This window comes from Thermostichus sp. OS-CIW-29, from assembly GCF_054058195.1.
In genome coordinates, this window is sequence record NZ_JBSSAB010000009.1 from 20594 (window position 1) to 45122 (window position 24529).

19 protein-coding genes and 1 tRNA gene are annotated in these 24529 nt (G+C 58.2%); 10 read left to right on the forward strand and 10 right to left on the reverse strand.

Annotated elements, in window-relative coordinates; genetic code table 11:
- The 5 genes from ylqF to ACVWZJ_RS05025 all read left to right on the forward strand — a co-directional run bounded on the left by ylqF (position 1) and on the right by ACVWZJ_RS05025 (position 5757).
- Complete coding sequence (gene ylqF / locus ACVWZJ_RS05005; RefSeq protein WP_011432287.1) at positions 1–852, forward strand: ribosome biogenesis GTPase YlqF; 852 nt, start codon at positions 1–3, stop codon at positions 850–852.
- Positions 853–1097: 245 nt separating this feature from the next.
- A complete protein-coding gene (locus ACVWZJ_RS05010) occupies positions 1098–1463 on the forward strand; it encodes an NAD(P)H-quinone oxidoreductase subunit M (RefSeq protein WP_011432289.1) in 366 nt (121 codons plus the stop codon).
- Positions 1464–1543: 80 nt separating this feature from the next.
- Positions 1544–1969, forward strand: coding sequence for a DUF2996 domain-containing protein (locus tag ACVWZJ_RS05015; RefSeq protein WP_414330231.1), 426 nt, complete (start codon positions 1544–1546; stop codon positions 1967–1969).
- Positions 1970–2514: 545 nt separating this feature from the next.
- On the forward strand, positions 2515–3990 hold the full coding sequence (gene glgA, locus ACVWZJ_RS05020) for a glycogen synthase GlgA (protein ID WP_011432291.1): 1476 nt from the start codon (positions 2515–2517) through the stop codon (positions 3988–3990).
- 159 nt (positions 3991–4149) lie between these two features.
- Positions 4150–5757, forward strand: a complete 1608-nt coding sequence (locus ACVWZJ_RS05025) for a glycoside hydrolase family 57 protein (protein ID WP_011432292.1) — start codon at positions 4150–4152, stop codon at positions 5755–5757.
- A gap of 297 nt (positions 5758–6054) precedes the next feature.
- Here the strand turns inward: ACVWZJ_RS05025 and ilvB are convergent, their stop codons facing one another.
- Positions 6055–7881 (reverse strand): biosynthetic-type acetolactate synthase large subunit, encoded by a 1827-nt coding sequence (gene ilvB / locus ACVWZJ_RS05030; RefSeq protein ID WP_457395085.1) that lies wholly within the window; start codon positions 7879–7881, stop codon positions 6055–6057.
- Positions 7882–8065: 184 nt separating this feature from the next.
- On the opposite strand from ilvB, the gene ACVWZJ_RS05035 reads away from it, so the two are divergent.
- Both ACVWZJ_RS05035 and ACVWZJ_RS05040 read left to right on the forward strand, forming a co-directional pair.
- Positions 8066–9643, forward strand: coding sequence for a phospholipid carrier-dependent glycosyltransferase (locus tag ACVWZJ_RS05035; RefSeq protein ID WP_457395013.1), 1578 nt, complete (start codon positions 8066–8068; stop codon positions 9641–9643).
- A gap of 109 nt (positions 9644–9752) precedes the next feature.
- Entirely contained in the window at positions 9753–10817 is a 1065-nt protein-coding gene (locus tag ACVWZJ_RS05040; protein ID WP_011432295.1) for a Gfo/Idh/MocA family protein, read from the forward strand.
- A 635-nt stretch (positions 10818–11452) separates the two neighbouring features.
- Here the strand turns inward: ACVWZJ_RS05040 and ACVWZJ_RS05045 are convergent.
- Complete coding sequence (locus tag ACVWZJ_RS05045; protein ID WP_049749614.1) at positions 11453–13171, reverse strand: transglutaminase-like domain-containing protein; 1719 nt, start codon at positions 13169–13171, stop codon at positions 11453–11455.
- 342 nt (positions 13172–13513) lie between these two features.
- Between ACVWZJ_RS05045 and ACVWZJ_RS05050 the strand changes: the two genes are divergently transcribed.
- Complete coding sequence (locus ACVWZJ_RS05050; protein ID WP_011432297.1) at positions 13514–14371, forward strand: sulfite exporter TauE/SafE family protein; 858 nt, start codon at positions 13514–13516, stop codon at positions 14369–14371.
- A 256-nt stretch (positions 14372–14627) separates the two neighbouring features.
- Here ACVWZJ_RS05050 and pheA read toward each other — a convergent pair whose 3' ends face one another.
- From pheA to sppA, 4 genes are all read right to left on the reverse strand, one after another.
- Complete coding sequence (gene pheA, locus ACVWZJ_RS05055; protein ID WP_457395018.1) at positions 14628–15614, reverse strand: prephenate dehydratase; 987 nt, start codon at positions 15612–15614, stop codon at positions 14628–14630.
- 13 nt (positions 15615–15627) lie between these two features.
- The gene (locus ACVWZJ_RS05060; RefSeq protein ID WP_011432299.1) at positions 15628–15996 is read right to left on the reverse strand and encodes a late competence development ComFB family protein; all 369 of its coding nucleotides are present in this window, start codon (positions 15994–15996) and stop codon (positions 15628–15630) included.
- Positions 15997–16179: 183 nt separating this feature from the next.
- Entirely contained in the window at positions 16180–17454 is a 1275-nt protein-coding gene (gene alr / locus ACVWZJ_RS05065; RefSeq protein ID WP_457395021.1) for an alanine racemase, read from the reverse strand.
- 44 nt (positions 17455–17498) lie between these two features.
- Positions 17499–18536, reverse strand: a complete 1038-nt coding sequence (gene sppA / locus ACVWZJ_RS05070) for a signal peptide peptidase SppA (RefSeq protein WP_457395024.1) — start codon at positions 18534–18536, stop codon at positions 17499–17501.
- A 253-nt stretch (positions 18537–18789) separates the two neighbouring features.
- Between sppA and ACVWZJ_RS05075 the strand changes: the two genes are divergently transcribed.
- A tRNA-Ala gene (locus tag ACVWZJ_RS05075) sits at positions 18790–18862 on the forward strand.
- Between the two features lie 304 nt (positions 18863–19166).
- On the opposite strand, the gene ACVWZJ_RS05080 is transcribed toward ACVWZJ_RS05075, so the two are convergent.
- From ACVWZJ_RS05080 to ACVWZJ_RS05095, 4 genes are all read right to left on the reverse strand, one after another.
- Positions 19167–19445, reverse strand: coding sequence for a hypothetical protein (locus ACVWZJ_RS05080; protein WP_011432303.1), 279 nt, complete (start codon positions 19443–19445; stop codon positions 19167–19169).
- A gap of 450 nt (positions 19446–19895) precedes the next feature.
- On the reverse strand, positions 19896–20888 hold the full coding sequence (locus ACVWZJ_RS05085; RefSeq protein ID WP_457395088.1) for a heme o synthase: 993 nt from the start codon (positions 20886–20888) through the stop codon (positions 19896–19898).
- A gap of 53 nt (positions 20889–20941) precedes the next feature.
- Positions 20942–21874 (reverse strand): COX15/CtaA family protein, encoded by a 933-nt coding sequence (locus ACVWZJ_RS05090; protein ID WP_457395027.1) that lies wholly within the window; start codon positions 21872–21874, stop codon positions 20942–20944.
- A 675-nt stretch (positions 21875–22549) separates the two neighbouring features.
- On the reverse strand, positions 22550–23659 hold the full coding sequence (locus ACVWZJ_RS05095) for an RpoD/SigA family RNA polymerase sigma factor (RefSeq protein ID WP_238376879.1): 1110 nt from the start codon (positions 23657–23659) through the stop codon (positions 22550–22552).
- 326 nt (positions 23660–23985) lie between these two features.
- Here ACVWZJ_RS05095 and ACVWZJ_RS05100 point away from each other — a divergent pair, with 326 nt between their 5' ends.
- A complete protein-coding gene (locus tag ACVWZJ_RS05100; protein ID WP_041436246.1) occupies positions 23986–24243 on the forward strand; it encodes a helix-turn-helix domain-containing protein in 258 nt (85 codons plus the stop codon).
- Positions 24244–24529 lie beyond the last annotated feature (286 nt).

Here is a 24529-nt window from a genome sequence, read left to right on the forward strand (position 1 = left end):
ATGAGTTCTCCGGCCATCCAGTGGTATCCCGGCCATATTGCCAAGGCAATTGGCCAGTTGCGGGAAGAGTTGCAGCGGGTGGATGCAGTCATCGAGGTGTTGGATGCGCGGATCCCGTTGGCCAGTCGTCATCCTGAGCTGGGCCGGTGGCTGGGGGAAAAACCTCGCCTCCTGGCTCTGAACAGGGCGGACTGCATTGAGGCTGGGGATCTGAAAGCTTGGCAGGAGTATTTTTTACGGCAAGGGATCCCTGTCTATCCCACCAATGGCCGCTCAGGAGAAGGGGTGAATCGCCTCAAGCAGGCGGTCTTGCACTTGGGGCAATCGGTCAACACGCGGCGTCAACAGCGGGGCATGCGACCGCGGGCCGTTCGGGCGGTGGTGGTGGGCTTTCCCAATGTGGGCAAATCTGCTTTGCTGAATCGACTGTTGGGGCGGCGGGCAGCTGAGAGCGCAGCACGTCCTGGGGTGACGCGGCAACTGCGGTGGGTGCGGCTGGGGGGAGAGTTGGATCTGTTGGACTCGCCGGGCATCATACCGCCCTCTCTGCCGGATCAACAGGCGGCCTCTCTATTGGCCATCTGCGATGACATCGGCGAAGCGGCCTACGATCCCGAACGGGTGGCGGCCCACTTTTTGGATCAAGTGCTGAGGGTGCAGCCCCAAGCCGGATCTCTCTTGCAAAAGCGCTACGGTTGGCCGGATCCGATCCCTCCCGGTGGTGCTGCAGTGCAGGAGTTGGCCGAGCGGCGGTATCAAGGGGATCCCCAGCGGGCGGCACGGCAAGTTCTCAACGACTACCGCAAGGGCTTGCTGGGGCCGCTGGCCTTGGAACTCCCTCCCAAGGCTTGAGCCCCTTAGAAGAAATCACGAAAGAAAGTCACGTTGTTGCTATGGGCAGAGGAACCGCAACGCTGTCGCGATAGGCCGCTGTGGGAACTTGCTCACCTCAATGTGCAGGCGCTCCAGTAGGGGAATAGCAGCGGGCATAGAAAAAGCTTGGGCCGAAGTAAGCCGAGGGCAAATAGCGGATCCCCCACAAGCGCTAGGTAGTGATACGCTGTTTATCAGGTTAGATCCGGAGCGGAGCCATCGCAATGCTGAAATGCACCACTCGCCACGTCCACATTTTTGCCGGTGAAGTTACTGCAGACAACAACTTCGTGCCCCGCGACGACCTGTTTACCCTCGATGTGGATCCGGACAACGAGCTGGTCTGGACTGATGCTGCCCTGCAAAAGGTCTATGCCCGTTTCGAAGAGTTGGTGGAAGAATACCGGGGGCGAGACTTGACCGAGTACAATATCCGCCGCATTGGGTCTGACCTGGAACATTTCATCCGCTCCCTGCTCAAGCAAGGGGAGATTGCCTACAACCTGCAGGGGCGTGCCCCCAACTTCAGCATGGGCTTTCCCCAGATCCCTGCTGAAGAAATTGTCGGCCAATACATCCCCAAGGGCTAGCTCTTTGCCGGTTCTGGACAGAGTTTTTGATTGTTCTGCATCTAAGGCTTTTACCCATCTGATTGTCGGAGCGTTTCCCCATGTCTGGAGAACCCACCCCCGAGGCCGCTGCTGCCGAGAAACCCGCTGAAGCTGCCAAGCCTGCTGCTGAGGATTCCCCCAAAGCCGCTGCGAAAAAAGTTGCTAAGGAAGAAAAGCCCTTCGAGCAACAGATCACGGAAGAGGTGATCCCGGCGGCCATTGCGGCTTTTCAAAAGCGCGGGGTCAACGATCTGGAGCTGCGCCTAGAAGGCAAGACGCTGGTCGGCGCGTTTGCAGGAGGCAAGAAGCAGTTCAGCGTGCTGTTTGCTGAGGGATCCTTGAATGGCCGCAAGTTCTTCCGCTGTACCACCGAAGGATCCCCGGCCAGCACCATCGAGTCTTTTATGATCGACGAGCGGCGCGTGGATGTCAACCTATTCGTGTTTTATTTGGTGCAGCGCCTTTACGCTCAGCAGTGGTATTGAGTTCGCGTGACCTTGAAGGATCCCTGGCTACCCCTAGCCGGAGAGAGTAAGCCTGCTCGCAAGAGACGAGGGGAGGTGCAGCCGGCTGCAGTTACCGTAAAGCCAGGATCCATCCGGCCATGTTCTTTGGCATGCCCACGATCCCAGAACGGGCACCTTGGCTGCCGCCTTCCCGGAAGATGAGCTGCGCACTTGGCTCGAAGAACGGTACCGCCCCAGCGGGATCAGCCGTTCATAGTCGCGTTTCAGGTTAGGGTGAGAGGCCTGGGCTACTGATCGCGCCAGCGGGACGGAGTCCTTGAAAAGCCTTCTGGCCCCGTGCATTCAACGTTTCTAGTTTGAATCGAAATGCCCATAATTGCCCAGAGGGCTGCTCCCGTAGATCAGGTTCCCCGGCAAACGGCGCAGCTGGGGCTCGAACCCGGTCGGCCCAGAGGTTGTTCCCCAGTGCAGGGATCCCTTGCCATTGGGAGGGATGTTCTGTCGAGGCCAAAAAGATTATCGTTTGTAAAGAAAGCTAAGGCGGTGCTACGGGAGGTCTCGAAATGTACATCGTGCAGATTGCGTCTGAATGTGCCCCGGTCATCAAGGCGGGGGGACTGGGGGATGTGGTGTACGGCCTCAGCCGGGAGCTGGAAGTGCGGGGGCACTGTGTCGAGCTGGTTTTGCCCAAGTACGACACGATGCGCTACGACCAGATCTGGGGCTTGCACGACGCCTATCGCGATCTCTGGGTGCCCTGGTACGGGGGAGCCATTCACTGCTCGGTGTACTGCGGCTGGGTGCATGGCCGCCTTTGCTTTTTTATTGAGCCCCACTCGGGCGATAACTTCTTCAATCGCGGGTGTTATTACGGCTGCCCGGATGACAACATGCGTTTTGCTTTTTTCAGCAAGGCGGCTCTAGAGTTTCTCCTACAAAGCAACAAGCGCCCCGACATCATCCATTGCCACGACTGGCAGACAGGGTTGGTACCGGTGCTGCTGTTTGAGATCTACAAGTACCACGGCATGGGAAACCAGCGGGTGTGCTACACCATTCACAACTTCAAACACCAAGGCTTTGGCGGCCCAGAGATTCTTTGGGCTACCGGCCTCAACCGCGAACCCTACTACTTCCACTACGACCGTTTGCGCGATAACTTCAACCCCTTTTCTCTCAACTTTATGAAGGGGGGAATTGTTTTTTCCAACTTTGTCACTACGGTCTCTCCCAATCACGCGCTGGAGGTGCAATTTGGCGACTACGGCTATGGACTTGGCCATACCCTCTACTTGCACCGGCACAAGTTTCGCGGCGTTTTGAACGGCATCGATTACGACATTTGGAACCCGGAGATCGACCGCTTTATCCCCGTGCGCTACACTGCTCAAACGCTGGAAAATAAAGCTAAAAACAAAAAAGCTCTGCGGGATCGGCTGCTACTGCAGGATGTTGACAAGCCTATCGTGGCCTATATCGGGCGATTGGACGAGCAAAAGGGCGTGCATTTGGTGCATCATGCCATCTACCGCTCCCTGTTCAAAAATGCCCAATTTGTTCTGCTGGGATCCGCTACGGAGCGAGGGATCGGCGCTTGGTTTGCCCACGAGAAAAGCTACCTCAACAACAACCCCGATGTTCACATTGAGTTGGGCTTTAACGAAGAACTTTCCCACCTTATCTATGCGGGGGCAGACATCATCGTAGTGCCCAGCCACTACGAACCCTGTGGACTCACTCAGATGATTGGCTTGAAGTATGGCACAGTTCCGGTGGTGAGAGGAGTGGGTGGCCTGGTGGATACCGTCTTCGACCGCGACTACGATCCCCACAAATTGCCCGAGCAACGCAACGGCTACGTCTTTTATCACACAGATCCAGCTGCTTTGGAGTCGGCTCTGGATCGGGCCATCGACCTTTGGTACACCGCTCCTGACCAGTTCCGTCAACTGCAGATTCAAGGCATGAGCTACGACTACTCCTGGAACTATCCTGGCAAGGAGTATCTGGAGATCTACGACTTCATTCGTCACCGCTGAGCCCAACAGCGATCCCCAGCGATCCCAGCTCTTGACCCCAAGGACGAAATGCTGGACGATAGGTAGCAATCTTGGGCTTAACCTTCTCTACAGATTTGCTGCTGAGAAGGGTAAGTCTGCTCCGTTATCTTTCCCTGTCTGTAAGGATCCCCGGCTGCCATGGGTTATCTCGCCTTGGTACTCCACGCGCACCTGCCGTTTGTGCGCCACCCTGAGCAAGACTTTGTGCTGGAGGAAGAATGGCTCTACGAAGCCATCACGGAGACCTATGTGCCGCTGCTGCACATGTTCGAGGGGCTACAGCGAGATGGCATCGACTTTCGTTTCACCATGTCCCTGACGCCGCCCTTGGTGTCGATGCTGCGGGATCCCTTGCTGCAGGAGCGCTACGACCACTACCTAACCAAATTGGAAGAGCTGGCCCAGCTGGAGTACGACAAAAACGCCACCAACGGCCACATTCGCTACCTGGCGGAGCACTACATCAAGCAGTTTGCCATGGTGCGGGATCTCTGGGAGCGCTACGACCGGGATCTGGTGCGGGCCTTTCGACAGTTTCAAGACAGCGGCAACCTGGAGATCATCACCTGTGGGGCTACCCACGGCTACCTGCCCTTGATGCAGATGTACCCGCAGGCAGTCTGGGCGCAGTTGATTGTAGCTTGTGAGCACTACAACGAACACTTTGGCCAGTGGCCGCGGGGGATCTGGCTGCCGGAATGCGCCTACTACCAAGGGCTGGAGCGGATGATTGCCGATGCCGGCCTGCGCTACATGATCACCGACGCCCATGGTCTTCTCTACGCCAAGCCCCGGCCTCGTTACGGCATGTACGCCCCTATTTTTACCGAGACCGGCGTCGCCGTTTTCGGGCGGGATCACGAGTCTTCGCAGCAGGTGTGGTCGGCAGAGGTGGGCTATCCAGGGGATCCGGTTTACCGCGAGTTCTACAAAGACCTAGGGTATGAGGCCGACTACGAGTACATCAAGCCTTACATCATGCCCAACGGCCAGCGGAAAAACACCGGCATCAAGTACCACCGCATCACCGGGCGCAACCTGGACCTGGGGCAAAAGCAGCTTTACGACCCCTATTGGGCGCGGGAGAAAGCGGCAGAGCATGCGGGCAACTTTATGTTCAACCGCCAGCGGCAAATCGAATATTTGTACAGCGTCATGGGCCGCCCGCCGCTGGTGGTGGCCCCCTACGATGCGGAGTTGTTCGGCCACTGGTGGTACGAGGGCCCTTGGTTTTTGGATTTTCTCATCCGCAAGAGCTACTTCGACCAAAACACCTACCGCATGACTCACCTGGCGGAGTACCTGCGGGAGAACCCCACCCAGCAGGTGTGCAAACCTGCCCAGTCCAGTTGGGGGGCGCGCGGCTTCCACGAGTACTGGCTCAACCCCACCAACGCCTGGATCTACCCCCACCTGCACAAGGCCACCGAGCGGATGATCGAGCTGAGCCGTCGCGAGCCTGCCGATGACCTAGAATGGCGGGCCTTGAACCAGGCGGCGCGAGAATTGCTACTGGCTCAATCGTCTGACTGGGCTTTTATCATGCGCACAGGGACGATGGTTCCCTATGCAGTGCGCCGCACCAAGTCCCATCTGCTGCGCTTCAACCACCTCTACGAGAAGATCAAAGAGGGTCAGTTTCGGCGAGAAAAAGCCACCCCTGAAGAGGAGCAGTGGCTGGCCAAGGTGGAATACATGGACAACATCTTCCCCAATATCAACTACCGGGTTTACCGACCCCTCTAAGCCGGTTGGGCAGGTCTGGAGGGTGCCTGCTTCCGACCGCCAGAGACACCAGAGGCAGAAGTTTCCGGCTACCCTCCTTGAGGGGATCGAACTACCCCAGGGCAGGAGGGATCCTCCGTTCGTTGCGCTGATCCCAACCTTCCTCTCCTTTTGGGAAAGGGGCAGGAGTCGCTCGTGTTGGCCTCGCAGAGCGCTCAGGGAGCGTTTTAATCTGGCTTGTTCAGTAGCCCCGATATCCCCGAAGACTCCCTGCTGCTGGGGCCCGCCTTCCCCAGCCGAATGGCCAGGCCACCGATTCTAGAGCTTGGTGCCGCACTCGGCGCAGAACTTGTGCAGGCTGGGGTTTTTGGTGCCGCAATTGGGGCAGTAAATCAGCTCGGCGGCTTGCTCCAGTTGCCGCTTTTCCGGCAGGCCGATCATCTGGTAGTTGGCTTTGCCGGCGGGCACCATCGGGTAGCAGTTCTCGTCCCGCTTGACCACAAAATCGACCACCACCGGCCCCTCGTGGCGCAGCATCTCTTGGATGGCGTCGTCCACTTGATCGGGGTGATCGACGCGCATGCCCTTGACGCCAAAGGCTTCAGCCAGCTTGACGAAATCCGGCATGCCCGGAGTCATATCCGAGTGGGAGTAGCGCTCGCCGTGGAAGGCCTGCTGCCACTGCCGCACCATGCCCTGCCAGCCGTTGTTGATGATGGCCACCTTGGTGGCAATGCCGTACTGGGCCACCGTGCCCAGCTCCTGCATGTTCATCTGGAAGCTGGCGTCGCCGCTGATGCAGATCACCTCGGCGTGGGGCAGGGCCACTTTGACCCCCATGGCCGCCGGGAAACCGTAGCCCATGGTGCCCAGGCCAGAACTGGAGATCCACTGGCGCGGCCCGTTACGCAGAAACTGCGCCGCCCACATTTGGTGCTGACCGACATCGGTGGTGTAGTAGGCGTGGGGAGCATGGCGACGAAAGGCATCGATCACCTGCTGCGGGGCGATCACGCCCTCATAGCGGGGCACCTGCAGGGGGTAGTCCCGTTTCCAGCGCTCGATCCGCTCCAGCCAAGCCTGCGTCTGGCCAGGGGTGTGGGGCATTTTGCTCAGTTGCGCCAACAGCTCCACCAGGACGGTGCGCACATCTCCCACAATCGGCACGTCCGGAGTGCGGTTTTTGCCCACTTCTGCCGGGTCGATATCAATGTGGATAACCTTGGCGTGCTTGGCAAATTCGTCCAGCTTGCCGGTTACGCGGTCGTCAAAGCGGGCCCCCACGGCAATCAGCAGGTCGCACTCGGTAACGGCGAAGTTGGCGTAGGCGGTGCCGTGCATGCCCAGCATCCCCACCGAGAGGGGATCGTTCTCATCGAAGGCCCCTTTGCCCATGAGGGTGGTGGTCACCGGGATCTGATAGGTGTGGGCCAGCTCGGCAATCTCGGCATGGGCACCCGAGATGATGGCCCCGCCCCCCACGTAGAGCAGGGGCCGCTTGGCCTGCAGGATCAGCTTGGCCGCCGCGTGGATCTGGCGCGGGTTCCCCCGCACCGTGGGCCGGTAGCCGGGGATGTTGACTTCGCTAACCGGCTGGTAGTCGAACTCTTCCAGCCCCACATCTTTGGGAATGTCGATCAGCACCGGCCCCGGTCGCCCGGTGCCAGCAATGTGAAAAGCCTCGGCCACGATCCGAGCCATTTGGCGCGGATCCCGCACCACGTAGGAGTGCTTGACGATGGGCAGGGTGATGCCAAAGATGTCGGTCTCCTGAAAGCCGTCGGTGCCGATCAAATGGCGGGGCACCTGCCCGGTGATGACCACCATGGGTACAGAGTCCATCATGGCGTTGGCGATGCCCGTCACCAGGTTGGTCGCCCCTGGGCCAGAGGTAGCAAAACACACCCCCACCTTGCCGGTGGCGCGAGCATATCCGTCGGCGGCGTGGGCAGCCGCTTGTTCGTGGCGTACCAGGTAATGTTTGAGCAGCCCCTGAGACTCGGCTTTGTACAGCTCGTCGTAGATGGGGAGGATGGCTCCCCCCGGATAGCCAAAGATGTGTTGCACCCCATGCCGGTGCAGGCTGTCCACCAACGCATATCCACCAGTCGCCACGGTGTCTCCTCCCCACTGAGATGACCGGATGTCGAACGCCCGCTCTCAGGAGCGCCAGCGCAGACAGGGTACTGGCCAGAAGTTGGCCAACTTTGTATTCAATTCTACAGTCTAGCAGTGGTTTGCTTTGGAATCGCTTAGGCTTTCACGGTCGGCTAAAGTAACACTGGGGATCCCTAGGGATCCTCGCCGGAGTGTTGAGAGTGCCCTATCCATGACTGGAGAGCCAACCCCCATTGACCCCGGGCCGGAGCGGTCTCAGGGCAGCTTGCTGCTAGCTGTGCCCATCCTCGGATCCCCGCACAGTGCTGTGGGATCCCGACAGTGGCTGGTATGGGGAGCGCTGGGGATCTTTCTGGTGGGTCTGGGGTTGCGCCTGTGGCGGCTGGACGAGTTCCCGGCACCTGTGTTCGATGAGGTGTACTTCCCGGAGTTTGCCCAGAACTACCTGGATGGCAAGCCTTTTTACGATGTGCATCCCCCCTTGGGCAAGTACTTCATTGCCCTTAGCATTCAGGTGTTTGGCCGCAACGAGTGGGGATTCCGCTTCGCCACTGCTTTTTGCGGATCCCTGATCCCTCTGTTGCTGACCGGTTTAGCCTACCGCCTCACCTACCACGTGGGCTTTGCTCTGTTGAGCGGGGTTTTGCTGCTGACCGATGGGGTGTTTCTGGTGGAATCCCGCTTTGGCCTGATCAACGTGTATCTGGTAGCCTTTGGGCTGGCAGCGACCATTCTGTTGCTGAGAGGTCTAGAAGACCAAGGTTGGCGACGGGCTGCTCACTTTGCTTGCTCCGGGATCCTGTTGGGGGCGGCAGCTTCGGTGAAGTGGAATGGCCTCTGGTTTACCTTCATGTTTGCTCTGTTGGGGATCCTCGTCTGGGGGGTGGTCTGGCTGCGCCCGCAGTGGATCCCACGGTTGGGCATTTTGAGCCAGATTCGTCATCTGCGCTGGTGGCACTATGCGTTCTGCTTCGTCCTCGCTCCGCTGGCCTTTTATGCCATTCAGTGGATCCCGCACCTGCAGCTGAATCCCCAACAGGGACTAACTCTGGATTGGAGCTGGACGGGCATCCAGAATTATTTCCGATCCCTGGTACTCATCAACCAATCCATCTACGGCGGACACATGGCGGCCCACCTGGTGGTGAACGAAGAGACGCCTGTTCACCCCTACTGCTCCACCAGCTTGCGATCCCTGGTGGCTTGGTTCCCGGCTTTGCGTCCTTGGCTGACCACCCCCTTGGCCTCGGCAGGAGCTTGGTCCTGGCCGATCCTGGGCCGCCCCGTGGCCTACTACTTCAGCAGTCAGGGCAACCTCTGGCAAGCTGTTCATGGCTTGGGCAATCCTTGGCTGTGGTGGCTGGGCACGGGATCCATCTTGGTGCTCGTCTGGCGAGGGATCCGCCACTTTCACGGTCTCGAAGCCTTCATTTTGATCGGCTATGCGGCCAATTACCTGCCTTGGTTTAGGGTCAGCCGCTGCGTTTTTATCTACCACTACATGAGCGCCCTGGCGTTTAGCACCCTAGCCCTGGCTTGGTTGGTGCTGCTGGGCTGGCAGAGCTATCGCCGCTTTTGGCGCGGGGCGAGCATCACGGCGGTGGCCTTGGTTTTGGCGTCCTTTGTCTTCTTTTTCCCCGTTTGGCTTGGCCTGCCCCTCAGTCCAAGCGGATTCTACGCCCGCATGTGGTTTCGCTCTAGCCCGGTGCCGCTGTTCTGTTTCAGCCCCCAATCCTGCCAACAGCCCCCGCTGTACCTGCCGCCCATCCCCGGCTTGAACTGGATCTAAGGGAGGCATGGTAAGCTTTGTGAAGTTTGTTTCGTGAAATGCGGCGCTCCGTTACCGAAAGATGGAGCGAGGTTCGCGAAACCCTTGTGGTGGAGGTAGTGGAAACGTCATGGCCCGATCTTGCCCGAGTTCTGCCAACTCTCCCCGCCGTCCACTGGCTTATTCAGAGCAAGCTGTCCCGGTTGGGGTGATCGGGGTAGGCAACATGGGCCAGCACCACACCCGCGTTTTCAGCCTGATGAAGGATGTGCGGGTCGTGGGGGTAGCGGATATCAACGTGGAACGGGGATTGGATGTGGCCAGCCGCCACCGCGTTCATTTTTATGAGGACTACCGCGATCTGCTGCCCCACGTAGCTGCCGTGGCCATTGCCGTGCCGACGGTTCTGCACCATGAGGTGGGTATGGCCTGCCTGGAGGCCGGGGTACATGTGCTGATCGAAAAGCCCATCGCTGCCAGCATCAGCGAAGCAGAATCGCTGGTGAACCGAGCTGCCGATTGCAATTGTATTTTGCAGGTGGGGCACATCGAGCGCTTCAGCCCTGTTTTCCAAAAGCTGGGCCAAGTCTTGCAAAGTGAAGAACCTCTGGCTTTCGAGGCTCACCGTCTCAGCCCCTATTCCGACCGCGCCAGCGATGTGTCGGTGGTATTCGACTTGATGATCCACGACATCGATCTGTTGCTGGAGCTGATCCCATCTCCCGTGACCCAGATTACCGCCAGCGGCAACCGCATCTCCAAGCTGGGCTACCTGGACTACGTCACGGCTACTCTCACTTTTGCCAACGGTGCCATCGCCACCCTCACCGCCAGCAAGGTCACCCACCGCAAGGTGCGCAAAATTGCCGTCCACTGCAAGAATGCCTTGGTAGAAGCAGATTTTCTACACAATGAGATCTCGGTGTACCGCCAGGGATCCGTCGGCAGCACCAGCGACTACGGCCAAATGCCCTACCAGCGGGATTGTTTGATTGAGAAAGTCCACACCGACAATATCGACAAGCTGCATGCCGAACTGGAGCACTTCATCAACTGCGTGCGGGGAGGCAACCAACCTTCCGTAGGTGGGGAGCAGGCCCTGAAAGCTTTGAGGCTGGCCTCGGAGGTAGAGCGGATTGCTTTGGATGGATGTGCCTGGAGCGAAGCCAAGCCCCGCCGTAGTCTCCTATCCTAGTCTTTAACGCAAGCCCCAGATGGGGGCAGAGCCCTGTTGTTGGCCCATAGCCATTCCAGCATCAGGCTGGGGAAGAAAAAGCAACATTCGCGCCCGCGGAGTGCAGCTCTATTTGTTGCTGTTGCCAGTCCACCACTCAATACTCCTGTAGCCCAAGCCGACTGTAAAGCTTGAGCTTAGTTTGCTTATCTTGGCCAATATTGCGAGCTCCAGGGCTCAGCACTCCTACCGCCGATTCTGGGGCACTGTGGAGTTTGCCATCCGCCCGTGACATACTCCCATCGCTGACCCTACGGGTACAGCGTGGGCTTCTCGCTTCATCGGGGAGCTTTCGCAAGAACCCTCAGCGAGCAGACACGGGATGTCCCACCGCGTAGTTGCACCAGATTCCGGCAAAAGCCGTTTTGTGCAACTGCTCCCATCATACACCATGTGGGGGTATCTGTATCCCGGCACTGACCCTACGGGTACAGTGCAGGGCTTAGCTACCCCCACACCCCCATAAGCTAACGCTGTTCTCAGTCGAGAGCGGCTTACCCACACCACATCAGGAGCCACATTGTTATCTTCGGCAAAAATCACTCCCGGAGCAGTGTTGGCCAATCTCAGGGCCGTTTTCTCACTCTATTCGCCTTTCAAATTTCTTCTAAGATGCGAAACTGCACATGGTTAATGGCCAGCTCCCCAATTGAGGCTTGGTCGGTGTTGATCGTCTCGAAAGGGATCCCTTTGGCGATCTCGGCATGGGTCCAGGGCAAGCCCATGAAGTAGCGCTGCGAATAGGGGCGCTCCCCCCGATCGTCGGGGTTCGACTCCATCGGCACCCAACCCCAGCCGGGCAGATAAAACTCAATCCACACGTGGTTGTACTGGGGAAACAGCGGGATCCCTTTCAGTTCTGGATGGGGAGGACATTTGTAGCGCCCCACCGTGCGGCAAGGGATTCCATTGAGGCGGGCCAAAGCCAACAGCACCCCCACATATTCGCCACAAGAACCGGAGCCACGCCGCAAAACCTCATCCGGCGGATCGATGCGAGAGGTGACCCGGTAGGAGAGCTTGTCGTAAACATAGGCCCGGATATTGAGCATTTTGCGCAGCAAGTTGGTCTCGCTGCCAACGGCCAGCCGCGCTGCCTCTCGGACAATCGAGGTGTCCATGGCCAGGTAGTCATCGTCCACCAAGTAGCGATCCCGCAGCTCCCTGGGCAAAACGGCAGCCTCTACATCCAGTGGATCGATGCAGTACTTGATACTGTAGAGATCCAGCACCGCCCGCCAGCCAAACAAGCGCACCTCATGGGCCCCCAGGGATCCCAGCGAAAACACCGCCACCTGTTGGCCAGATTGCTCTTCCACTTCAAACGGCAGACCTACCCAGTGCAGGCTGCGCACCCGTTGGCGAAGGCTGTTGCAGGGCAAGGCAATTCGCCAGACCAAATCGGGCAGGAAGCGCGGCTCTTCTTGGGCAATTTCTTCCACATAGGTCAGCTCCACCCGATAGCCGTGGGAGAGGGTGTAGGTGGCGCGTTCCCCCAGACACTGGGGCTGAAAAACTACCGGACAGGCAATGGGGGAATCCTCGGCCTCGGTTCCACTGCCGCCAGAGGGGTCGGGGGAGCTAGGGGGATCCAAAGGCCGCAGGCGCAGGGGAGCCACCCAGGTTTTGTCGCGCAGGGCCACCGACAAGGGATCTGGAGCGTTGGGGTTGTCGTGGATGTAGGCTTCTTCGTGGGCATAGGCCACCCAGAGTTGCCCCCGCCAATGGGCCAAGCCTGTTGGCCCAGGAGAAGGGGTGAGGATACGGGCCAGTTCTCGCCCGGTCTGGCGCTCCAGCACATAGATCGTCTCTTCCACCCGATCGCTCACCCAGAGGTAGTCTCCCTGCACCGCAATCTGTTCTCGGCCAACCCCAGGGGCAGGCATCTCCTGCACGATGAGACCACGGCTGGGATCCAGTTGCAGGATTTTTCCCCGTCGGTAGCAGGTGGCATAGAGGTAGCGGTTTCCCGTGTGGGGATCGCTCCAGAGGGCGATCCCTTCGATAGGGTAGGGGCACCTACACACTGGAAAGGCTTCCAGGGATCCCGGTTGCTGCAGAGCGGACATGGGAATGCGCAAGATTTGCCCCTCTTGCTCCCGACTGAGCCAAATCCACGCTTGATCCCCTTCTGACTCTACCCACAAACCGTAAGCGCCTTGGAAAGAATGGACATGATGGGGATTGAGCAGCAGGGTGTTGTGCTCTTGAATTTCCACCAAATAGCCCCTCACCCGATCCAAGCCCAACAGGCGATCTCCCCAGGTGGCCAAACCTTCCAAAGCAACCAGCCCCAGAGGTTGCAGAGGGGCCACAGTTCCCTGTTGCCGCCCAGATGGAGGCCACCAAGCAGGCTGGGATCCTCTTGCCGTGGAACCTAGATTTTTCAGAGCACCCAGATCATTTGCCGGATGGATGGCAACCATGAAGGCTTCCTTGCCTATGGATGAAGTTGACATGCTGGCGCGATCTGCACCAAGGCGGTACGACTGTCCAATATTTACTGTCCAACATTATTATGATGCGCCTCTTTTCAACCCCACACCCAAGGCTTCTCGACCGATGTATCCCTGCTAGTCTTGCCAGGACTGGAGAATGTTACGATGATGTCGGCTTTTTGGCCAGCAAGATAGAGCAGCGGTGGGGAGTGGTAGGGGATGGAGTTGGCCTTGGCAATTGGCGGCCTGGTGGCAGGGATCCTGGCCGGGGTGCTGGGCATTGGCGGTGGCGTGATCCTGGTGCCCTTACAGGTCAGCTTGGGGATCCCACCGGTTCAAGCTGCAGCCACCAGCAATCTTTCCATTGTTATGACCTCGATTGCGGGCAGCATCCAAAACTGGCGGATGGGCATGCTTGATTTGAAACGGGTGATCCTGCTGGGGATCCCAGCGTTGCTTACGGCTCAAGTAGGAGCAATTATCGCCAGTCGCCTTCCCAGCTATCTGCTGTTGGCAGCGTTTGGAGTGTTGCTGCTGGCCAACACTTACCTGGTGCAACTCAACAAAAAGGTGGTTATCCAGGCCCAAGAATTGGGGGCTGACGTCAGCGGTGCCGAGCACCTCAGCGGAACGGAGTCCTCAGGGCAGATGTCTCCCTGGTTAGCCCGCGCCCTGACCGGCGGCACTGCCGGTTTGTTGGCCGGGCTGTTTGGCATCGGCGGTGGGGTGATCCTGGTGCCAATGCAGATCCTGCTGCTGAAAGAGACAATCAAAGTGGCGATTCAGACCAGTCTGGGGGCCATTGTGATCACAGCAGTTGCTGCCACTGCCAGCCATGCGGGCCTCAGCGATTGGATCTGGAATGGCCTGGGGTTCGGGGACGGCACCATCCACCAGAATGTGCTCTGGATCCCAGGTTTAATCTTGGGCACAGGGGGGTTAATCGGTGTACAGATTAGCACACGCACCCTGCCCAAATTGCCCGATGAAACCGTCAGTCTGTTGTTTCGGGGCTTCCTGGCCATTCTTTCTCTTTACATTTTTTGGCAAGCCTGGCAAGGTTATCGAGCTCTGTGAAGTGATCCTGGTCTGCCCCAGTGCTCGGGACAGCAGTCCTGGTTCCAAGCTACGGTCATTTGGATTTAAACTGGGACACTGAACTCAAACCCAAAATGTTGCATGCACTGATCCAGAAGGCTTTTCAAGGACTCCGTCCCGCTGGCGCGATCAGCAGCCCAGGCGTCTCACCCTAACCTGAAATGACTCTATCGGGTGTCGCTCCCAGCTTTCGGGCCTGATGACTCAGATGGATTCAACGGTTTGAAAGACTTGGCTACGCTGGACGCGCTTTCCCCTCAGAGGGCAGGGCTTTTGCTACTTGGGATAGATCCCCTTGTTTGCAGAGGTCATGCACAGGGTAGCTGCCGAAGAGCTTCAAGGTTTCAGCAATTGATTCCAGCGCCGCAACCACCTCGGCATCCAAATAGGGTTGGCCGATAGGGTTCTCCAAATCGACAAAAAAGACATACGTCCCTGCCGATTTTTTGGTGGGGCGCGACTCAATGCGAGACATATTCAGGCCTCGCTCCGCAAACACTTGCAGAGGTTTCAGCAGCGCTCCCGGCACGTTGTGGGGGAGGCTGAAGGCTAAGGAAGTATGGGATCCCCCCGGAGAAGCAGGATCGGCAGAGGTTTCACCCTGTTGACCGGAACGCGAGAGCGGCGCACGGCCAATAACCCAAAAGCGAGTGCAATTGTCGGGGTGATCGTTGATCGGGCAGGCCAAGACCGGCAGTTGGTAGAGGGTGGCAGCTCGTTCTGAGGCGATGACGGCGGCGCTGGGCTGCTCCTGCAGGCGATCCAATTCTTCGGTGGTCGAGCGGGTTGGGATCAAAGTGGCCTGGGGCAGATGGGATCTCAGCCAAGCCTGACATTGGGCCAAAGCTTGCGGGTGGGAGTAGACCTGCTCAATTTGCTCCAACCGCGAGGCACGTCCGATGAGGGCATGGCGAATGGGCAGGATCAGCGCCTGCCGGATCCCTAGCCCCTCCAGTTGCCACAGGGCATCCAAGGTCATCGAAACCCCGCCCTCTACGGAGTTTTCCACCGGCACCACCGCCCATTGTTGCTGGCCGACAGCTACCGCTTCTAAACAGGCGCTGATCGTTGGATAAGGCACTAAGGGGTGGGATCCCTGGCTGTGCAGGTGAGGCTGCTCAGGGCAGGCCAGCAGAGCTGCTAACTCTGTGTAGGTTCCAGCAGGGCCGAGGAAGGCCACTGGCGAAGGGGAAACGTTCGCGCTAGCGGAGCGCAGCTCCATCAGAGCCATTCCTTCAATTGTCGCTAGGGGCCAGCTCTAACTCTATCGCCTCGACGTCGCGCAGCAGCAAAGGACATTCAGGTTCTGGGCAACGGGGATTGGCCGCCACCTTGTCCATGGCCTTCACCACCTCCAACCGGATCAGCCTCTGCAACTCCTGATCCGCTTGAATGGCTTCTAAAGTTCGGAGAGAGCCGTGAAAACTGGTGGCGTATCGAGGCTGGAGGTTGTTCAAAGCCAGGGCGGCAGCATCGTTACAGAATTTCTCGCAGAAGCAGTAGCGCTGTTGACTCTCCATCAGCAGGATTTCATTGACCATCTCCAGAACAGCCCGTTCCATTTGATTTTCCAGGCTCTTCAGAGGCTTATGTTGCTCCGCCATCGCTACCTCCCAATGGGAACCGAATCCGCCGCCAAGTCACTGTTTTCAGTGATCAGGAGTGCCCTCGATTACCTTCGATGCTGCTCTACTCTCTGTTGACACGTCAAGTCAAGCCCTCTGCTGCCGACGCGAACAGCCTCTGGCCCGCTCCTATCCGTGCTTGAGGCAATCCAATCTGTCGTGTCAGGCATCATCAAAACCCAGAGAATTAACCAACACTCTTGGCAGACGGGCAGAAAGTCCACACAGCAACTCATAGGAAATAGTACCCAACTGATCGGCCCAATCCTGCACAGATAAACCCGCATTTGCCAGATTGGGGCCCAGCAGCTCCACCACATCCCCCACCTGGATATCCGGCCTCTCGGTTACATCCCACATACATTGATCCATCGTGATTGTGCCCACCTGTTGGATCAAGCCGCCGCGCACCCATCCTCGCAGCCAGCCGGAAAGCCGCCGTGGGATCCCATCCGCATAGCCGATGGCCAGAGTGGCAATGCGACTGGGGCGAGAGGTGATGTAGCGATGCCCATAGCTCACGCCAGTTTGAGCAGGCACAGTTTGGATGTGGGACAGCCGCGCCTTGAGCCGCAGAATTGGCTGCAGACCTGGCACCGGCAAGTGAGGGGCAGGGGACAGGCCATAGAGGACCAACCCCAAACGCACACGGGAGTAGTGGAGATGGGTTAAAGCACCGGCTGAGTTATCCAGATGCAGCGCCGGCAAGGGATCCCCGGCTTGACGGATCTGTTCCACCACCTGGGCAAAGCGGGCGTGCTGCTGTTCCATGACCGGAGAATGGGGCTCGTCCGCCGTCGCCAGATGGGAAAACAAGCTACAGCCTTCCAGCTCCGGGATCCGACAAATCTGCCCCCACACGGCTGCAGCTTCCTTCCAGGGGATCCCCAAACGGGTCATACCCGTATCCACATTGACATGCACCGGGATGGGTCGCCCGGCCCAACGGGCTACCTGGCGCATCAGCGGGATTTGGTCTGTGCAGGTGAGGCTGACCTCCAGCCGGGCTGCCATGGCCTGCTGTAGCTCCGCCCAAGTATTCAAAGCTCCCAACACCAGAACCGGAGCCTGCAGCCCCGTTTGCCGCAACTCGATCCCTTCGGCCAGGGTGGCCACACATAGCCCCTTGGCCCCAGCCGCAACAGCCACGGGAGCCACCAACTGCGCCCCATGCCCGTAGGCATTGGCCTTCACCACCGCCCAGATCTCGACGTTTGAGCCTAGGCGCCTCTGCAACAGCCGCAGGTTTTCTCGCAGCTGGGCTGCGTCAATTTCCACCCAAGCCCGACTGGTCAACAGCTCCAGGTCGATGGCCCAATCCAGCTCCGCCAAGGAATTGGCCTTCTGGGATCCCTCTCTCCAAGTATTGCCCTGCACTCCCAGAGCAGCTGCTCTCAAAGTGCCCTGCGCCGCCGGCGCGACCGGTTCTCGATTCACCGTTCACCCCCCACACCCAAAACCCGTCCTGATTAGATTTAGGTTTAGCGCAAAGTCCACTCCGGCGCCATCCACAGCAACGGCACGTCTGGGATCCCAACAGCCTCGTTGCTCTCCAACAGCCGGCCCAGCCAAGCGGCTTGCCTTTGCGAGGACAGTCCTTGGCTTAACAGGCGTCGCAGTACTCGTTGGAAGCCCTCTCCCTCACCCGCCGGTGACAAAGAGGGATCCCCGGTCATGCGCCGCAGATCCTCCACCGCCTCCGTGTACCCCCCCAAAGCATCCACCAAGCCCACCTCCACAGCTTGCGCCCCGGTGAAGATGCGTCCATCGGCCAATTGTCGCACCCGGTCTTCATCCAAGCTCTGCCGTCGCGCGATCATCTCCGCCTCCAGCACCTCATCTGCCTTTTCTGGCAAGTGCTGGCGTCCTTGGGCCACATCGCGAATGAACTGCTCGAGGGTATCCTCCACCAAGTTTTGCAGAAGGCGCTGCTCTTGAGGAGTGGCACTGCGGAAAGGAGAGAGAAGGTCTTTGTACTCGCCGGTTTTGAAGGTCTGCGGCTCTATGCCGTAGTTCTCCAGCAACTTACCAAAGCTGAGGCCGCTGATGATAACCCCTATGCTGCCGGTCAGGGTGCCAGGGTTGGCATAGATTTTGTCGGCAGCGCTGGCCACGTAGTACCCCCCACTGGCAGCAATGTTTTCTAGGATAGCGATCACCGGCTTGCCTGCTCCGTGTAGAGCGGTTACGGCGCGGTAGAGTTCCTGGCTGGATCCCACAGCTCCGCCGGGACTGTTGATGCGCAGCAATACAGCCTTGACAGAGGGATCCCGTGCTGCCTCCCGCAACTGTTCCACAGGAGAAGTGGGCAGGCCTACCAAAGTCGAACCCCCTGGGCCGCCTATCGTTCCTTCCAGGGTGACCACCTCGATGCGCTCCGCCCCCCGTGCAGCCTCTAGGCCAACCCCGCCTCGGGTAGGCTCTGGGGCAGGGCGCGTGCCCCCGACAATGGCCGCAATAAGGCAGACGACCAGCAAAGAAGCCGCCAAAATGCGGTTAAGCTGAGTTTCTTGTGTCACAGGCCCCTCAATTGCCACTGACTCCGTTCTACCACCCCGCGGGCTTCTCGCAACGTCTGACACCAAAAGGCTGAGAACCAAGCAAACTCCTCATCTCGGTTGAGCCATCCAAGCTATTGACAAGGATCCTCCACTTATTTACGATCAGGTTCCAGCGTTTTTTACCGCTGAGGCATCTTCTGCAGGTTGCCAGTGTAAGCTGGAGTAGAGGGTAGGATCCTTGAGCGGGATTCTCGCTCGAAGCCAAGTGATTGGGGCTTTAGCTCAGTTGGTAGAGCACTTCAATGGCATTGAAGGGGTCAGCGGTTCAAGTCCGCTAAGCTCCATTGATTGTGAGTTGGTTATGATCCAACAGCATCCAAAGCCTGGAGAGTTTCCGGCAGGCCAGGGTTCTGGGACTCTTCAACCCTGGAACCTGCGAAGCTCACCAAGACGGTTAGCCCCGGCGAATTGACAGGCCAAAGGTTCGCCAGCAAGAACCAGGAGCAAAAAAACAGCAGTGGAACAAGGGATCCCCAGCCTTTCCCACAATTCACACCGATGGTGATATCGCTCCGTTCCAATCCAATGTCTTCGACCCAGCAATCTGTGGCCTCGTGGGAAACAGGCAAGGCATAGCGGCAAACCCGGTCATGGTTGCCCCTCTCCCTGACGGCGGATTAAGAAGCGGATTTCCTGAAGGAGAACCTCAAAGCGTTGATCCGATTCAGCCTGCCGCTGCCTCAATTCTCTCAGCTCCTGCCGCAATTCTCGCACTTCCTGCCTTAACTCCAGGACGACTTCGGCGAGACGCCCTGAAAGGGTCTGCAAGGCAAGCTGAGCATCGGTAACCTGGGCAACTGTATTGGCCACCCTGGTCACAGCTTCGGCCAACTGGACAAACCGCGTCTCAATTTCCTCATTGGTCATGGCCGGGTGTGTCTTGGTTGGCTAATGATTAGCTCATTCTACCCTGCACGGTATGGAGTGTCACTGATACATTTACGCTGAGCACTGCTGAACATCACTGTTCAACTATGCAGCGATAGCATTCTGTTTGTTTCCATTCGCGTTAGCGGGACGGAGTCCAAACAGAATGGCGGTATCCCGCAAAGCTTTGAGTAGAATACCCAAAGCGCAGTTTCCGTGTCGTCTTACTACCAATTTTCTGCTTTGCTTTGGCTACCATGTTGGCAGACTCGAAAGTAAACAGAAAGATCAACTGGTAGTAATCCGTACCGAACATATTATACATTATTTTCAGTATAGTTGAGCTTATTATTGACTAGAGTCATGCTCTCTGAGAATGGGCCGCAATTTTGAGGAAAAACCGGCTGGCCAACGGGGGTTATCAACCCAGGGATCCCCCATTCGCGCAAGTCAGCTGGCCAGCGCTATGAGGGTGGTGTAAATCCCTTGGAGGGACGCAGTGGCCTGGCTCCAGAGGATGTGGGTTAACGACCACCTATCCAGACCCATGGCCCCGCACAACAGCAGCAGATACAGGTTGGCAAACGTGAAGAGCGAGGCCGCCCGATCTCGGTCGCAGGGATCCTGCAGCAACTGCACCGCCTTCCAAACCAAGAGGGATCCCAGCAGCGCCGCGACGCTCAGATAAAAGGATCCCAGCATCCCTAAGGGGTAAACCAGCAACAGGCTGACCGGAACCATCAGCAGCGCGTAGAGCAAAATCTGTGCGGCAGTGAGTCTTTCGCCCGCTACCACCGGCAGCATCGGCACCCCGGCACGGGCATAGTCTTCCCGCTTCAGAATGGCCAAAGCCCAGAAGTGGGGTGGAGTCCACAAAAAGATGATGGCGAACATCACCCACGCGGCCCAGCTGAGCTCGCCTGTGGTTGCTGCCCAGCCCACCAAAGGTGGGATCGCTCCTGCCGCTCCACCGATGACAATATTTTGCGTGCTGGAACGCTTCAGCCAGTGGGTATAGACCCCCACATACACCAGGATCCCCACCATGGCCAAACCGGCAGCCAGCAGGTTGGTGAACGTGGCCAACAACCCAAAGGCAGCCAAAGCCAGGATCCCCGAAAAAATCAGAGCATCCCGCGCCCGGATTCGACCGGAAGGCAGGGGACGATGGCGGGTTCGCTCCATCATCCGATCGATATCGGTGTCATACACCATGTTGATGACGTTGGCTGCCGCCGCCGCCATTCCTCCCCCCAAAAGGGTGATGAAAAACCTGAACGGGTCGGTGTTGCCTGCCATCCACATGGCCCCAGCCGTCGTCATCAGCAAGAGGGCGATGATCTTGGGCTTCACCAACTGGCTGTAGCTGCGCAAAACCTGGACAAGCGCCTGGCGCTCGCACCCCAGAGCACATGGGCTCTGCTCAGAGGGGATCCCCCCCATCGGGTTCTGGTAGGAAGCCTGACGGTCGACTAAAACGCTATCTTGCATGAAATTCACTCACCGGTCATTTCTGCGGTCATGGCCATCCACTGGCCTTCTTCCCCCTGGGTTCGCATTCGCCAGGCCAGCACCGTAAAACCCAGCAGACAGGCCAGCAAAGCTGCCCCCATCATCTGATGGGCCACCGTTAGGGGTTCTACCTGCAGCCGGTAATGATAGGTCAAAACACCGATCCCCACCTGGGCCAACAGCAGGCCAACAGACCCATGGCCCAAGAACTTGAGAAGGCGGGGGATCCGCTTGCGCCGCAGCCCGGTGGCCACCGCTACCGCCAACACCCCAAGGGTGGCCGGAGCAACCCCCAGCAAGTGGCTATTCATCACCCAGCACAGCTCGCCGGCAGCAAAGCATTGATGCAAAGCCCATTGGGAGGCCACCAAGGCGCCCAGAAGGCTCTGGACATACACCAGCAGCACCGCCCCCAAGCCCAGCCAAGGCAAGTAGCCGACGGAAAATGGCCCTTCACCCAGTCGCAGCGGCAGGATGGAGTCCTTAGAACCGGCTCTTGTCCAGATCAGTAATCCCAGGGTGAGCAAAGTGGCAAAAAACAGCAGGCCCGTGCCCAAGTGGGCCGTCACAATATCAAAGCGCAGCAGCTCCGTGACCGTCAGCCCACCCAGGATCCCTTGCGTCAAGACCAGAACAAAAGCCCAGCTCAAACCCCAGGGCAGCCAAGTGGGCAATGCCTGACGCTTCAGCCAAGCAAACCCCATCAGAACCAGCGTAGCCAAGCCTACCCCAGAAGCCACCATGCGGTGAAACCATTCCAAAAAGACTTGTAGGTTCATCTGCTGGCTGGGCACAATTGCCCCGTAGCAAAGGGGCCAATCTGGACAGGACAGCCCAGCATTCATGACGCGGGTGGCACTGCCTAACCCCATCAGCAGCCAAGTGGCCAATGCTAACCCCAGTAGGGCTTGTCCCATACGCAGGGAAAGCTTGTCTGAGAGCACAGGATTCCGCTGGGAAGAAGGTTGGGATTGATGAAAGATCGAAGAATCCATTGCAGTTGAAGGCATAGCAAAGACTGGGCTGACGGCTCGAGCATCTGCACTGAAAAAGAGGCTGGGCTGAAAAAGCCTAGCCGGCTTGGTATCGGGCCATCTGGAAACAAAGACGCAGGTTACTCGCTGACTATTCCTCGAAGCCAATCCTAAATGCGGTTTTGTGGCTGGCGAAGGCTTTTTAAGAATTTCTTTCTCGGCGCACAGGTGTTCCGAATCCTAGGCACCTCTGGGAAGTCAAGCCAGCAGACCAATCCTTTTCCCCCTGGGAGAGGGGTCGCGGCAGCGGCGCGAAGCGTTTGGGCGGCAGCGGGAGTGTCTCAATCTCGTTTGGAATGACTACAATGCCTGAGCGCCAGAGGAAACCGATCAGCCAACTCCTCAACGACCAAAGAGGTTAGCTGCCAAAGTCCTTCCCACTGGCTCTGGTCGTGAAGATGAGGTAGCCGGGGGGTCATCAGCCCCAATAGGCTCAGGGGATAAGGGATCCTTATCATCGCCGCTGCAAGGGGCTATGGTGTTCAACCCAAGAAGATTGAAAAAAGGCTATCCCTGGGCAGAAGCTGGCCAGGAAATCGGTCTGTGGGTCTGTAGCCACTAGCGAATGTACTGAGCCAAAGCCCGCGAAGAATATCCCACCCGCAACTTGCGCAGGGCATCCCGCTCGATCTGACGAATCCGCTCCCGCGTCAGGTTGAAGTGATCCCCCACCTCCCGCAGGGTTCTCGCCTGTTGCCCGTCTAACCCATAGCGCAACTCCAGCACTTGCCTCTCAATCGGCTTCAGGGTTTGCATGGCAGAACGCACATCCTGCTGCATCGATTGCACGAGGATCCCTTGAAAGGGCTGCTCTTGCCGCTCATCTTGCAGCAAATCTCCAAGGCGGCTTTCTCCTTCCTGGCCGACCGGCACATCCAGCGACAGGGGCAAAGCAGCAGCCTGTTGGATCATGCGCAGTTTCTTGACTTTAATGCCCAAGGCTTCTGCCAGCTCCGCTTCGGTGGGCCGCCTCCCCTGCAGCTTCATCAGCTCGCGGTTGGTGCGCTTGAGCAGGCGTACTTTGTCGACCATGTGTACCGGCAGGCGAATCGTCCGCGCTTGGTTGGCAATGCAGCGGGTAATGCCTTGGCGAATCCACCAATGGGCGTAGGTGCTGAAGCGAAACCCCCGTTCGGCGTTGAATTTTTCGGTGGCCCGGATCAACCCGATATTGCCCTCTTGGATCAGATCCAAAAACGGCACCCCCCGATTGAGGTATTTCTTGGCAACGCTGACCACCAGGCGCAGGTTGGCGTTGATCAGCTTGCGCTGAGCCTGCTCCCCTTGTCGGATGCGGGAGCGTAGGGTGGATACGGAAATCTGCAGGGCCTCGGCCAAAGCCTCGTCACTGGGATCCTCCCCCCGCTGTTGCCGCCATTCCTGCCGGGCTTGGTCGATGAGGAGCTTTTGCTGAATTTTGCGCGACAACTCGATTTCCTCAGCGTGATCGATGCGGGGCACGCGACCGATGGTATTCAGGTAGTGATCGACAGGGTCTTCATTCAACCGGGATCCGCCGGCCCCTGGCTCTGAGTCAACTTCTGCGAGGTCGTCTTGAGGGGCAGACTCGGGGTCGAACCAGAGATCGTCGAACTCCTGAGGCGAAGAGACAGAGTGTTCAGGATGAGGACGAGAAAAAACCACAGCCAGGTGAGGAGAGAACTTCATCTCCCAGTCTAAAAAGGTTTCTGCTGCTGCTGCGAGCGAAAATCGATCATGCCCCTCTTTTTTGTCCGGAGATTTTTCCGCTTGGATGCGGGAACAGCAGGGGTCCCGTCCGCCAAGTCTTTGCAGGCAAGGGGTCGCTCGCCAAAAAGCGGTAAGCGATTTTCGATCTAGACCTTGAGATAAGATTGTTCCTGAGCCAGTCAGCTCAACGGCTGCCGGGTGGGATCCCAGGAAAAGGGAACCTTGCCAGCTCAGGCTACCATGTGAGGATCCCTCAACTTCCTCAGTCTGGAAAAGAAAAAGAATATTTACGGCTTTCTGCTCCTATGGAGTCTAACGACCGGCACCATCCATCGGCCAACTTGATTGGGGAGCGGGTGCGCTGGGTACGGGAGAAGCTGCAACTCACCCAAGATCAACTGGCGGGTCGCTTGGCCAAGTACGGTGTGCAGTTGGACTACGTCAAAATTGGCCAGGTGGAAAAGGGAAAACGGCGCGTCATTGACAAGGAACTGGTGGCCTTTGCCAAGGCGTTGGGGGTATCGGTCACTTGGCTGCTGAGCGGAGATGAATCCCACCTGTAGCGGCCTGCGGGAAAGTACATCCGATACAGGGATCCCGAACAAAAGGACGTGAAGATACTTAAATACCTTGTACTCTCGGACGTGATCTCAGTCATTTTCCGTGTAAACACGGTAGGCTGGACTCATGAATAGATTGGCTTGAGGCCAAACCCCAGCTTTTCCTTGACCATCCGCGGGGGTGGGAAAAGCAGAGAGATACAGCGCCGCGCCGGAAGTACGGGTTTTTCCAAGAAGGATCGGGATCACGGGCTTCTTCACCTAAACTTGATATTGTTGACTTGGCGTT

Excerpts from the sequence above, each read along its gene's own strand:
- ylqF (WP_011432287.1), top strand. The coding sequence starts at position 1 with ATGAGTTCTCCGGCCATCCAGTGGTATCCCGGCCATATTGCCAAGGCA.
- ACVWZJ_RS05010 (WP_011432289.1), top strand. The coding sequence starts at position 1,098 with ATGCTGAAATGCACCACTCGCCACGTCCACATTTTTGCCGGTGAAGTT.
- ACVWZJ_RS05015 (WP_414330231.1), top strand. The coding sequence starts at position 1,544 with ATGTCTGGAGAACCCACCCCCGAGGCCGCTGCTGCCGAGAAACCCGCT.
- glgA (WP_011432291.1), top strand. The coding sequence starts at position 2,515 with ATGTACATCGTGCAGATTGCGTCTGAATGTGCCCCGGTCATCAAGGCG.
- ACVWZJ_RS05025 (WP_011432292.1), top strand. The coding sequence starts at position 4,150 with ATGGGTTATCTCGCCTTGGTACTCCACGCGCACCTGCCGTTTGTGCGC.
- ACVWZJ_RS05035 (WP_457395013.1), top strand. The coding sequence starts at position 8,066 with ATGACTGGAGAGCCAACCCCCATTGACCCCGGGCCGGAGCGGTCTCAG.
- ACVWZJ_RS05040 (WP_011432295.1), top strand. The coding sequence starts at position 9,753 with ATGGCCCGATCTTGCCCGAGTTCTGCCAACTCTCCCCGCCGTCCACTG.
- ACVWZJ_RS05050 (WP_011432297.1), top strand. The coding sequence starts at position 13,514 with ATGGAGTTGGCCTTGGCAATTGGCGGCCTGGTGGCAGGGATCCTGGCC.
- pheA (WP_457395018.1), bottom strand. The coding sequence starts at position 15,614 with ATGGAGCTGCGCTCCGCTAGCGCGAACGTTTCCCCTTCGCCAGTGGCC.
- ACVWZJ_RS05060 (WP_011432299.1), bottom strand. The coding sequence starts at position 15,996 with ATGGCGGAGCAACATAAGCCTCTGAAGAGCCTGGAAAATCAAATGGAA.
- ACVWZJ_RS05080 (WP_011432303.1), bottom strand. The coding sequence starts at position 19,445 with ATGACCAATGAGGAAATTGAGACGCGGTTTGTCCAGTTGGCCGAAGCT.
- ACVWZJ_RS05085 (WP_457395088.1), bottom strand. The coding sequence starts at position 20,888 with ATGGGGGGGATCCCCTCTGAGCAGAGCCCATGTGCTCTGGGGTGCGAG.
- ACVWZJ_RS05090 (WP_457395027.1), bottom strand. The coding sequence starts at position 21,874 with ATGGGACAAGCCCTACTGGGGTTAGCATTGGCCACTTGGCTGCTGATG.
- ACVWZJ_RS05095 (WP_238376879.1), bottom strand. The coding sequence starts at position 23,659 with ATGAAGTTCTCTCCTCACCTGGCTGTGGTTTTTTCTCGTCCTCATCCT.
- ACVWZJ_RS05100 (WP_041436246.1), top strand. The coding sequence starts at position 23,986 with ATGGAGTCTAACGACCGGCACCATCCATCGGCCAACTTGATTGGGGAG.